Consider the following 13250-nt stretch of genomic DNA (forward strand, 5'->3'; position numbering starts at 1 on the left):
GTGTTTTGTTTGAAAAACTTCTAGCTATCCTATTACTGGAGCATGAATTGAAGTCCGACAAGAATAAAAAGTTTAAGTAGTTGTATTCGTTTTTTGTAATACTCAACAAATCACGTTTATCTGTGTATTCTGTTTGAAATAAACCCTAACACCATACAACAATTGCAGAAATACCCCAAGAAAAACAATTATTCGATTTTTAAATGAACACCGTATTAGGTGAGGTAATTTTGATATTTATTGTGTTCTAAAGATAATCCAGTATAATTAGCGATACTAAGAATTAAAAAATCTTACTTGATGTTGTGTTATTAAGAGCACGAGCTGTTTTATTTAAACAAAAGCTAAACTTTTCGCAGGTCAAACAATAAGAATAAAACACCATTGGTTTTGTCTCCTATTTTTTTACGGATAATAGAAAACGCCTTGGTTATTTGGGCTTCAACCGTTTTTATAGATACACTAAGATACTCAGCGATTTCGATATTGGTTAATCCCTCTTGTTTACTGAGGAGAAAAGTCCGTTTGCATTTTGGAGGCAAGTGTTCTATTTCTGCTTTAACCATGGCAATTAATCGTTCTACAGTAGTTTTATCATCTTCTTCTAAAATCGCGTCTAAGGCTTCTATATATTTCTTTTCAATAGCTGTAGTAGATTTCATTTTTCTATACTGATCAATAAACTCGTTATAAACCGATTTGTAGAGGAACCCCTGCACAGCAAATTCACTTTTAAGCTTATGGCGCTGTTGCCACACGCGAATAAATACATTTTGTACAATATCTTGAGCCAGATTATGGTCCTGCGATAAACTAAAAGCATAAACGCATAATTTTTGGTTGTACTGCTCAACTAAAAAGGTATAAGCCTCTGTTTTTCCGTTTTTTAAGCCTTGAATTAAAGCTGCATTATCTGTTAAATAATCTACCATTTTATAAAATTTCTATTGCAAATTAATAAAAATATTGAATAAAAGTTAGGGTTTGCTAAAATAGCTTCGTTATACTGTAAAGTTATAGGGTTAAAATGAAATTCCAAAAAATCGAAAATATAATAGTCAAATACCTGAGTAATCAAGCCAGTTTAAGTGAACTGGATGCACTTACGCTTTGGCTAGATAATCCTAATAACGCTAAGTTATTTAGCGATTATGTTAAAACCAATTATGCTATTAATTATAATATGAAGCAATACAATTCAAAACAAACCAAAGCGCATGTGCTGCATGTTATCAACAAGGATAAATTGGCTCGTCGTGCGGCTAAAAGGAAAAGAAACCTTTTAAAATATGCTGCACTAGCCCTTATATTTTTATCCATTGGGTTTGGTGCAATACATATCTATTTTGGAAATGCAGACACACTTGTTATTCCAGAGGAAAGCATAACGCTACAATTACAGGATGACCTTATTAAAATTATAAATGATGATGAATCTGCCGAGGTTATTGATGCAAATGGCAATATTATAGGTGTTCAATCTGGTAATCAAATAGTGTATCACAAAAAAAATGAAAACGAGGCCTTAGTTTACAATACGCTCGCGGTGCCTTATGGGAAGCGCTTTGAAATTCAATTATCAGATGGTACCAAGGTAAAATTAAATGCAGGATCGACTTTAAGATACCCCGTTAATTTTGCTCAAGGAAAAGAACGAAAAGTTATTTTAAATGGCGAGGCTTTTTTTAATGTTGCTAAAGATACTAAACATCCTTTTATAGTCCATGCCAATGAAATTGACGTTCGGGTATTGGGTACAAAATTTAATATGTCGTCTTACCCTGAAGATGAGCACATAAACACCGTATTGGTTGAAGGCGCTGTAAGCACTTATAAAACTAGTGATACTTACCAACCTGATAACTCTATAGTGCTAAAGCCTGGTGACAAAGCTGCTTGGAGTAAAACAAATAAAACCATGGAGGTTAACCAAACCCATATCGAATCGCATTTGGCTTGGATAGACGGCAGACTTATACTTTATGAGATCGAATTTAACGCCATATTAAAAAAATTAGAAAGGCAGTATAATGTTGTGTTTGTAAATAACAATAAAGACTTGAACAATCGATTTTTTACCGCAACGTTTGATGTTGAAGATATTACTCAAGTGATGAAAAGTTTAAGTTATTCGGGAAATTTCAGCTATGCATTTGAAGACAATAAAATTATCATTAACCAGTAAAAATGAAACACTTATGAAGAAAACCAACAGTTTCAAAGAAATCACTTTTAAATCCAATTTTAAGACCTGATATTTTCTCAAGAAGGTTTAAAACAAAAACCGGAAAATGCTGCAACATTTCCCGATTTTCAAAAAAAGTGATTCCAATGTCTAACACATTAAATCAAACCAAAAGTATGAAAAAAATTATCATTGAGATAGGTAAAATGCCGTATCTCCCTAAACTAAGTTTAAAAATGAAGCTTACGTATTTTTTGCTTTTTTTAACCCTATTTCAAATACAAGCGCATACATACTCACAAAATGTAAAGGTTACTTTAGATTGTAAGGACATGAAGCTTGAAGATGTGCTGCGCGAAATCGAAGAAAAAACAGCATACAAATTTTTGTATGAAAAAGATGTTTTTAAGAAACATAAAATTGTAAGTATAGCAGCAAACAAAGAAAAACTATCGACGGTTTTAAAAACGCTCTTTAAAAGTGAAGGAATAGATTTTAAAGTAAGTGATAAGCAGATTGTGCTGTTTCCAAAAGTTAAAGCAGATAGTTTAATGGAAAGTGCTGTAAATACGGTAGGGAAACTTTTCCAAAGTTATATTACAGGTAAAATAACCAATACTAACGGTGAACCCTTGGCAGGAGCAACCATAATATTTAAAGGTACAAACAAAGGAGTAAGTTCGAATTTCGATGGCCAATACAGAATAGCTCTAATAGATCAAGCAAAAACGCTATCGGTTTCTTACTTAGGATACGAGACAAAAGATGTTGATATTTTAGACAGAACAGTTATTAATATTCAATTAAGTGAGGCGGTTACTGGTCTAGATGAGACTGTGGTTATTGGGTATGGCAACATAAAAAGAGAGACTCTAACTGGGTCTGTGGGCACGGTAGATGTGTTGAGCATTCAAAATCAAGGTCGAATTTTAAATATTGATGCAGCATTACAGGGCCAAGTGGCAGGTGTGCAGGTTAGTAGTCCAAATGGCAGACCTGGAGCAGCAGCAAAAGTAAGAATTAGAGGAAGCTCTTCTATTTTAGGAACCAATCAACCACTTTATGTTATTGATGGTGTGCCTTTATCTCCAAGTGTAGAAATTCCAGGCTTTAAAGATTTTATTGATTTTTCTACAAATAATAACACGACCGATTTTGAGAATGACGGATTTAATAATGACTTAGGCTTTTTAGATTTTAGAAATATTGAAAGTATTTCTGTTCTTAAAGATGCATCGGCTACCGCTATTTATGGCTCTAGAGGCGCAAATGGAGTTATTATGATCTCAACTAAAACTGGAAAAAAAGCAACAAAACCACAATTTGAGCTTTCTACGACACAACGCGTAAACATAAGTCAAAAACTCAATGTATTAAATTCTAAACAATACCAAGAAATTTACAAAGAAGCGATAGAAAATTATCAAAATTCAGGAGGGGTAATTCCAAATAACGATTTGTTTGCTCAAGGTATTTTGGCGGGTACAGAAGTTGATTTGGGGGTGGATACCGATTGGCAATCTTTGGTAGGCAGTGGTACCTCTTACACCAATGATTACAGACTAGCAGTACGAGGAGCAACCGAGAAAGGCTCTTATTTTACATCACTTAGTATTCTAAATGATAAAGGGGCCATTAAAGGCGACGAATTAACGCGATACAGTTTAGGGCTTTCATTAAAACAAGAGTTAAAAGACAATCTTAAATTTTTTAGCAATTTAAGTTTAGGTTTGGTAGAAAGTGAGGCTGTTCTTGGTGGGTTTTTTAGTGCATCGCAGGCCGCTACAACCATTAGACCAGATAAAACACCCTTTGATGATGAGGGTAATCTTCTTGAAAAAATAGGAGATATTTACAATCCCGTTTCTCTCAAAGAGAATAAAATAACTTCAAGCACATTTTCTATACTCGGAAGTATGGGTTTAGAGTACGAGCTTATTAAAAATTTAGTATTTAAATCTATGGGAATACTACATTTTATAGATGGTGAAAATTATTCTTTTTATCCTAGTTTTACCACAGCAGGATTATCTAAAAACGGCAGAGGTGGCCTAATAAATACCAGAACAATTGATCCTTCTGTTGAAACAACAATAACTTATAATTTTTCTGCTGGAAAGCATAATGCTAATATTTTAGCTGGTAATACGTTTCAAAAAAATAGTTCGAAAACCTATAATACCTATGGCGAAAATTTTCCTAACGATGATACATTAACAGGTATAAGCTATGCCGGCGAAAATTTATCCGTTCAAGAAGCTATTACAAAAAGTACTCTTATTTCTTTTTTCTCGAGGTTACAATACGATTACGACAAAAAGTATTTGTTAAGTCTTTCGGCAAGAGCCGATGGTTCGTCAAAATTTGGTGCCAACGAACGTTGGTCTTATTTTCCTTCGGTAGGTTTGGGCTGGAATATCCATAGAGAAAACTTTGTAAAAGAAGTATCGTGGTTAAGCAACTTAAAAATAAGAGCTAGTTTTGGTCAAACTGGTAATGTAACTTTCGATCCTAATCAATCCTTTAGTTTATTTGGGGCATTAAACGGCAATACTGGTATATACAATGGTGATACGGGGGTGGTACCTTTGCGAATTGGTAATCCTGAATTAAAATGGGAGATTACCACACAAAAAGACTTTGGATTAGATTTTGGCTTTCTTAATGATGCCATTGCTGGTGAGTTTGGCTATTACATTAAAGAAACTAAAGATGTACTTTTTCAAACCACATTACCATCTTCTTCTGGTTTGGGCACTGTTATAGCCAATTTAGGTGATACCGAAAACAAAGGCTTTGAGCTAACGCTTAATTTTAGAATTGTAGATAACAAGGATTTTAAATGGAATATGATGTTTAACGCTGCTACGGCAAGCAGTAAAGTAAAGCGTTTAAATAGTAGTTATAAAGATGATTTGGGTAGAATATATCTAGGAGGAGTATATCTAATAGAAAACGAACCATTAGGCTTAATTAGAGGTTTTGTTGCTGAGGGAATTTTTAAAACTCAAGATGAAATTGATGCTTTGAATTCTAGCTCACCCTCGGGTGTTTATCAACACAGTGATACAGGTCCTGGGGATATTAAATATGCCGATTTGAATGGAGACGGATTTGTAAACGCTTCGGTTGGATCTGGAGAAGATGTGACCTCTATTGGTAACGTAGAACCCGATTTCTTTGGAGGCATTAATTCTAATTTTTCTTATAAAGGTTTAAGCTTAAATATTTTCGCAAATTACAGTGTAGGTAACGATATTTACTGGAAAGCTGGAGAAGAAACCTTTAGTTTCACCTCTACAAACGATCAAGCTAATAAGCTGGTGGATGTATTTAACCGCTGGACACCTAATAATCCAAACGCGAAATATCCAAGAGTGAGTTATCGAAATAATTTAGGAGGTGCTAATCGTAATAACAGACGTTCAAGTTTATATATAAATAAAGGCGACTATTTAAGAATAAAAGCGGTTACGCTAAGTTATAGCCTTCCTAGAGACGTACTTAAAAACATAAATATTCAGGATATGTCAATTTTTGTAACTGGTACAGACTTATTCACATTTACCAAATACCCAGGAGCTAATCCAGAGTTTGCAAATGTTTCCAGTCTTCGTTCTCCTTTAGATCGTAACAGATATCCCGTAGCAAAGCAAGTTACGGCTGGGGTGAGGTTAACTTTTTAAAATAATTTACAATGAAAAACAAAACTATAATATTTTGGTTATTCGCATTTACGTTATTTACAGCTTGCGACGATGCGTTGGATGTAAAACCTGAGAATTACTTATTTGAAGAGCAATTGGTAACAGACGATAAAAGTGCACAAACTTCTTTAGTAGGGGTATATACGCAGCTTAATTCAACCTATATAAGTCAATATTCAGAGCTTCTGCCCGCATTAATGGCAGGGGAGTTAAGCACTACTAATACGGGTTTTTTCAGAGATGCCTCTCTTAACGATTTCGATCCTAATTCTATTAGCGTTAAGCTTTTTTATGAGGTCTTTTACGACATTATAAACTCTGCAAATGCAACAATCTCTGGAGTATTAGGAAACGACGCGGTGTCTAAAGTCGAACAAGACAGAATTCTTTCTGAGGCTTATTTTTTGCGTGCGTTTGGGCATTTTCAGGTCTTGAGATATTTTGGTCAGTTTTTTGATATTAATAGTCCGTACGGAATTGTAATTTTAAAAGAACTTTCTACTTTCGAAAATAGAGAAAGACCCCGTTTAAGTGTTCAAGAAAGTTACGATTTTATTCTTAAAGATTTAGACGAAAGTATCAGGCTAAATGCCCCATTTACTAATAATTTTTATGCTTCAGCTTTGGCGGCAAAGGCTTTTAAAGCAAACGTATTGCTTTATATTGGTGGCGATGCCAATTACACGCAAGCCATTAATTTAGCTAATGCTGTAATTAATGATGGTAGTGTAACTTTAGAGACAAACTTTGCAGACATTTTTGATAATGGTAATAGTAATGCAGAGGTGATTTTTTCGCGTTTTGCCGATAATAGTGCCTCAACTAAAACTGCTTCTTTTTACCAATTACAAAACAAAGCCTCGACTTTAATTAAAAACTATTTACAAAACGACCCAAGAGCTACAGACTCTTATAATTCAACTAATAGTAGAATTAAAAAAGTTTATATTCTAGATTTAAAGGGAGGCCCTACAAACTTTATGCGTTTGGCCGAGCTCTATTTAATAAAAGCAGAGTGTCAAGCCAGATTAAATCTGTTATCTGAGGCCGAAACAACATTAAATTTTGTGAGGCAAAGGGCTTATGGAGCAATACCACCCGCATTAACTTATAATAACAGTGACGAATTACTCAATTTAATTTTTGAAGAATACGTAAAAGAACTTTGTTTCGAGGCTGGTTCCGTTTGGTTTTCTGCTGTAAGGCATAACAAGATAGAAACTGTAAATCCTAATGTTTCAAGTACGAACCAATACATATTACCAATACCTCTAAATGAACTTGAATCAAACACCTTGTTTGGAGCACAAAACCCTGGCTACGATGGCATATAATACATTAGAATTTTGAGTTAGTTTTTTAATAGGGCTTTAAATTTTCCCCGAAGGTTTAGGGCTCTATTTTAAAGATTTTTTATTCATATTATATTTTATGGTGCTACAAAACTTAAAGGAATAGGGCAACGAGGTAATTTGTTCGATTGCTCTCTTTAGCAATTTATGCTAAGCAAATAAACCACCATGGATTAGAAGTGCATAGTTTCAGAAAAAAACAAAATGCCTTTAAAACCACGTTTCGTCTGTAGTGTTTAGGCATTAAGAGAGGTTTCATTATTATAAGTTCTATCGCCTCTTAGCACTCTACCGAAATAATCTGTGCTTAAAAGTTTATAGAGATTAAAGTAACTGTAATGAAAAATAAGAGTATTAACCTGTAAATCGATAATAACTTTAAAAAGATTTTTAATGCTCAATAAAAAGAAAATATATAAGAGCTGTTTTGTATGTGTTTTATTGTTTCATCAATGTGTTTATACACAAATAAGCATAAAAGTACCTACAACTCAAACAAAGAAAGTTACTATTAAAAGTAGAGTAGTCGATACTCAAAACGAACCCATTCCATTTGCAAACATTGTGTTTATAAACTTAGAAACCGAAAATAAAATAGGTGTGATTAGCAATGAAGCTGACGGAACATTTACCATAGAATTACCCTCTGGCGATTATATTTTAGAAGTTAGCGTTTTAGGCTATTCAAAACACATAAAAAAATACACGTTTACAGCAGACACGTTGTTAGCAGACATTATATTTTACGAACAAAATGAACAGTTAGATGAGGTGCTTATTAAAGCGGATATCTCAAAAAATATAAAACACAGTGCCACCACGAGTATGACGGTTAACATACAAAATGACTCGTTGTATAAAAAAATATCGACAGCAGATATTTTGACATTACTTCCTGGAGTACAGCTTGATGAAGAAGACAGTGTTAAACTCAAAGGGGAGTCGGCTACCATTACAATAGATGGTAAGAGGCAAAAGATGAGTACCAAAACCCTAATGATGCTTTTAAAAAGCATTCCAGGCGATCAACTAAAAAATATAGAACTTATTAATACACCCTCTGCAAAACATAGTGGTAGACTAAAAAAAATTATAGATATTAATTTAAAAAAACAACGAAAAGATGGTCTATTAGGGTCTTTATCAACAATGGTTATTAATGCCGATTTGGCTATTGGGGCTTCTGCAATAATTAATTATAAAACGGGTAAGTTTATTTTCTCGGGTATGTCGAACCCTTATTCGTATTCTAAAAGGTCAACAAAAGCTTTTGTAGATAGACAATTATTAGATAATAGTTTGTCTTTTATTGAAACTCAAGAAAACATAAGAGAAAGCCGTAATGGTTTTAATCAATTTGGGGTTGATTACGCCATCAATAAAAAGCATTCTGTATCTGCTACCATGAGTTTGAACAATGGTAGCAATGATAATAATACAGATTTTACAACCCATCAGTTTGCCTTTAATACGTTAACCAATCAACAGTTTAATACTAACAGTGATAACATGCAGGACAAGTCTTATGATCTGGATTTTGCGTATCGTTATGATATTGGGGAGCAAGGCACGCGCTTGGATTTTGCTAGTAGTTACGGCTTTAAAAAAGCAGACTATAGTAATTGGAATGAAAGCGAACTTATTGATATACTTAACAATATAACAAGCAATAATACCAATAGAGACACGCAAGAGCAAGAAAATACGCAATACAGTAGCCGATTGGATTACGCTACACCATTAAAAGACAAAAAAGGAAAATTTGAAGCTGGTATTAAGTTCGACGATTTAAAAATAACAGATGCTAACCGTTTTGAAAGCTTCGATGCTGATGCTAACGCTTTTGAAACAAATCCTAATTTCACTAATGCTTTTATGTATAATGAACAGGTTTATACGAGTTACGCCAGTTTTAATGCCAATCATAAGAAACTAAAATATTCCTTAGGTTTAAGGTTAGAGCATGTGGAGACCCAAAGTTTTTCTGAAACCACAAATCAAACATTCCATAATGCATTCACTAATTTTTTACCAGTGGTAGCCTTAAAATATATGACTAACAAAAAGGAAACCAGTAATATAAATTTATCCTACAGAAAAGGGTATAGTCTTCCGCCATACATTCAATTAAATCCTTTTGAGAGTTTTGTAAATTCTAATACTATAAAACGCGGAAACCCTGAGTTATCTCAAAGCATTTACCATCTCTTTAGTTTGGGACATACCATAAAAAACAAATATTTTTTAACGCTTAACGCCAATTTTTACAACAATTTATTCCAAACCACTCAAATATTGGAAGACGAGCTTACCATTATCTCTTATAAAAATCTAGGAACCCGATCGTTGTATAAAGCTAATTTTAGCTCAAGTTTTACTCTATTTCCTTGGTGGCGCTTTAATATAAACCAGGCCTTGAGTTATAGTGTTTTAAAAAATGAAGATGTAGATAATAAGGTGTTTAGCTGGTACACCAATTTGGCTAATTCATTTACTTTACCTCATGATGTTGTACTGCGCTTATCAACTTATTTCTAATGGAGATTCTAACGGCTTAGATAGCCCAAACAGCTTTATTAGGGTAAACACCAACTTGTCTTTGTCTAAGCGATTTTTAAAAAACAAAGCTTCTGCGCAACTGGGCATAGCAGACATTTTTGGAGTAAGCAATAGAATTAAAAGTACAGCCATTATAGACAACACCAGTTATTCTAAAAGAGTAAGCTTACAACGACCAATTATCAATTTTAATTTGTCGTATAATTTTTCAGCAGGAAAAAAAATTAAAAAGAAAAATAAAAAATCTAGTGGCGTAGATAGCTCTAGGTTTTAAATAAAAAATCAATACATAAACATTGAAAACGTACCACTATGAAACATCTTAAATACCTCTTACTAGCACTTCTTTTTATAAACGCAAATCCTTTTTTTGCTCAAAAAGAAGAATTTAGCATTACCAATCTTGATAAAGAAATCCCCATAGATCCTACCGTAAAAACCGGTACATTAAACAACGGTTTAACCTACTACATAAAGCATAATGCTAAACCAAAGAATAGGGCAGAGCTCAGGTTGGTTTTAAAAGCGGGCTCTATTTTAGAGGATGAAGACCAACTCGGGCTCGCCCACTTTGTAGAGCACATGGCATTTAACGGTACGAAAAGTTTTAAAAAAAATGAGCTTATAGATTATTTACAAAGTCTTGGGGTTGAGTTTGGAGCCGATTTAAACGCACACACCAGTTTTGATGAGACGGTTTATAAATTATCGGTACCTACAGATCAGAAAACCTTTAATACGGGATTACAGGTATTGCGTGATTGGGCAGATGGTATCACGTTTGAAGATGAGGAAATTGACAACGAAAGAGGTATCGTGGCCGAAGAACTAAGAGCTAGACAAGGTGCAGGCATGCGTATGTACTACAAATCCATTCCGCTAATTACCAACAATTCCAGATATGCCCAGCGATCGCCCATAGGCACATTAGATGTGATTATGAATTCCGATTACGATGCACTAAAACGTTTTTACCGCGATTGGTACCGTCCGGATTTAATGGCCTTGGTATTGGTAGGCGATTTTGATGTGCTTGAAACCGAAAAAAAGGTAAAGACCCTTTTTAATAGTCTTCAACCCCTTAAAAACCCAAGAGAAAGAGTGTATTACAAAATCCCGGAGCATAAAGATCCCGTAGTTGCCGTTATTACAGACAAAGAGGCTACTGGTGCTAGAGTTTCGCTGTATATTAAAAAAGAAGAAAGCCAGGTAAAAACCTTGCAAGATTATAGGCAAGTGCTTTTAAATCGCTTGTACACTGGTATGTTGCGCCAAAGATTAAGTGATGTGGAGTTACAGCCCAATGCACCTTTTTTAGCAACCACTGTTGGAATCGGTAATTTCTTGGGCAATATGGACAGCTATTATTTAAGAGCTAATCTTAAAGAGGAAAAAATTACCGAAGGTATTGAGGCCTTGTTCACAGAAAGCGAGCGGGCTAAAAAACACGGTTTTACAACCCCCGAATTAGAACGCTACAAACAATTGCTTTTAAACAATGCCGATTTACGCCAAAAAGAAACCGGAAAAATAGGGACAAAATATTATATCGAGCAATATATAGATCATTTTACAGATCGTAAACCCATTCCAAGTGATGCTTTTGTTTATCAGTTTTACAAAGACGTGTTTCCCACCATTACAGTGGATGAGGTTAATAGCATAAGCGAAAAATGGGTAAGAGATGATAATATGGCAATCGTTTTAAATGCTGTTGAAAAAGAAAACTTAAAACTACCAACCGAAAACGATATTAAAACCATCCTTAAAAATGTACAGTTAAAAAACATTGAAGCTTATACCGATACGCTTGGCGATGTTCAATTAATGCCCGTACTTCCAAAACTTGGAAAAATTACGAGCGAAACCTATAATAAAAAAATAGATGTTACCACCTGGCAACTCGCCAATGGCATTAGGGTAATTGCTAAGCCAACAACGTTTCAAAACGATTTAATTTCTATGAATGGGTATCGTCCTGGTGGCAGTTCCACAGCTCCAGATTCCCTTTATGTTTCTGCTAGAAACGCTGGGGTAATTATTGGTTCCAGTGGAGTTAATGGCATATCGAAAAATGACCTTAAAAAGTTAAATATGGGAAAAACGCTACAGGTAACACCCCGCATCAATTTTTATGACGATCTGATTTCTGGTACGAGTTCATCCAAAGATTTAGAACGGATGTTCCAAATGGTACATTTATATTTTACCAAGCCCAATAAAGACGACGCTGTTTTTAATGCCAATAAGGAAAATTTAAAATCTTTATACAAAAACCAGGATAAAAGTCCAGGACGCTTTTTTGAAAAAAAAATTAGCCAATTCATGACCAACAGTCATCTTAGAGCCATGCCCCAAACCATGCAACAAGTTGAAAATGAGCTGAACATCGATGATGCTTATAATTTTTACAAAGAGCGTTTTTCATCAGCCAACGGCTTTACTTTTATTTTTGTGGGTAGTTTTGATATTGAAAACCTTAAAACATATTCAAGCCAATATTTAGGGAGCCTGCCATCAAACCTAAATGAAGAGAGCACATGGAAAGATACTGGTTTGCGATATACCGAAGGCGTAATTAAAAAGACCATTGTAAAAGGTGTGGACGACAAGAGTACAGTAGATATGCGTTTTACAGGAACTTTGGATTTTTCATTAGAAGAAAAGAAGAAATTAAGTCTATTAGGGAAATTGCTTAAAATTAAACTAACCGAAGAAATGCGTGAAAAAATGGCTGGTGTTTATGGTGTACAGGTTTCTGGTTTTGCTTCAGAGCAACCTTATAATTGGTATAGAATGAATATAAGGTTTACCTGCGATCCAGATAATGTAGAACAACTTATAGCCAAGGTTTTTGAGGAAATCAAAAAAATTAAGAACAAAGGGGCTACAGAAAAAGATCTTAATAAAATTAAAGAGGCCGAATTGGCAAACGCTAAAGAATATTTAGAGATAAATAGCTATTGGATTTATAAGCTAAAAGAGGCCCAAGAATATGGTTTAAACCCAGAAGCTATTTTGGATTACAAAAAAACTATCGATAAAATCGATTCTAAAATGTTTCAAGATGCAGCAAACACCTATTTTAACACGGATAATTATGCAGAGTTTATTTTAGTACCCGAATTGAAAAAATAGAATTTATTAAATTTTGGAGCCAGTGGACTTGGGTTTTTGAACAAAATAAAGTCCGCCCTTGGTATTTCGAAAATCATATTTTTTACCTTGAGTTTTGAAATCACTAGTGTATGATTAAAAATATTGTAATGCCATTAATCCTTTTAAAATAAAGAACTTTGCACATTTTTTTAAATGTTACCGTACTTATTTGAAACAATTATTAAGATTTAAAGGAGCTATTTTGTTATTTAAAGTACTGCTGTTTATCAGTTAGTTAGACTCAAGTCTTGGTTCTTATGTCTATTAGCGAAGCGGTCTTATGTCTTT

7 protein-coding genes are annotated in these 13250 nt (G+C 34.0%); 6 read left to right on the top strand and 1 reads right to left on the bottom strand.

The genetic code is table 11. From position 1 onward, the window contains the following. Positions 1 to 344: 344 nt before the first annotated feature. Positions 345 to 932, bottom strand: a complete 588-nt coding sequence (locus tag FEZ18_RS13230; RefSeq protein WP_153268754.1) for an RNA polymerase sigma factor — start codon at positions 930 to 932, stop codon at positions 345 to 347. A 95-nt stretch (positions 933 to 1027) separates the two neighbouring features. Between FEZ18_RS13230 and FEZ18_RS13235 the strand changes: the two genes are divergently transcribed. The 6 genes from FEZ18_RS13235 (at position 1028) to FEZ18_RS13260 (ending at position 12941) form a co-directional block, all read left to right on the top strand. After that, complete coding sequence (locus FEZ18_RS13235; protein WP_153268755.1) at positions 1028 to 2185, top strand: FecR family protein; 1158 nt, start codon at positions 1028 to 1030, stop codon at positions 2183 to 2185. 176 nt (positions 2186 to 2361) lie between these two features. Further along, positions 2362 to 5871, top strand: a complete 3510-nt coding sequence (locus FEZ18_RS13240) for a SusC/RagA family TonB-linked outer membrane protein (protein WP_194269481.1) — start codon at positions 2362 to 2364, stop codon at positions 5869 to 5871. Positions 5872 to 5882: 11 nt separating this feature from the next. Next, the gene (locus tag FEZ18_RS13245; protein WP_153268757.1) at positions 5883 to 7226 is read left to right on the top strand and encodes a RagB/SusD family nutrient uptake outer membrane protein; all 1344 of its coding nucleotides are present in this window, start codon (positions 5883 to 5885) and stop codon (positions 7224 to 7226) included. A 411-nt stretch (positions 7227 to 7637) separates the two neighbouring features. Next, the gene (locus FEZ18_RS13250) at positions 7638 to 9782 is read left to right on the top strand and encodes an outer membrane beta-barrel family protein (RefSeq protein ID WP_153268758.1); all 2145 of its coding nucleotides are present in this window, start codon (positions 7638 to 7640) and stop codon (positions 9780 to 9782) included. After that, positions 9748 to 10077, top strand: coding sequence for an outer membrane beta-barrel protein (locus FEZ18_RS13255; RefSeq protein ID WP_153268759.1), 330 nt, complete (start codon positions 9748 to 9750; stop codon positions 10075 to 10077). Before FEZ18_RS13250 ends, FEZ18_RS13255 begins: the two co-directional genes overlap by 35 nt. 38 nt (positions 10078 to 10115) lie before the next feature. Then, a complete protein-coding gene (locus FEZ18_RS13260; RefSeq protein WP_153268760.1) occupies positions 10116 to 12941 on the top strand; it encodes a M16 family metallopeptidase in 2826 nt (941 codons plus the stop codon). Positions 12942 to 13250: the final 309 nt, after the last annotated feature.

This window comes from Oceanihabitans sp. IOP_32 (genome assembly GCF_009498295.1).
Lineage (GTDB): Bacteria > Bacteroidota > Bacteroidia > Flavobacteriales > Flavobacteriaceae > Wocania > Wocania indica.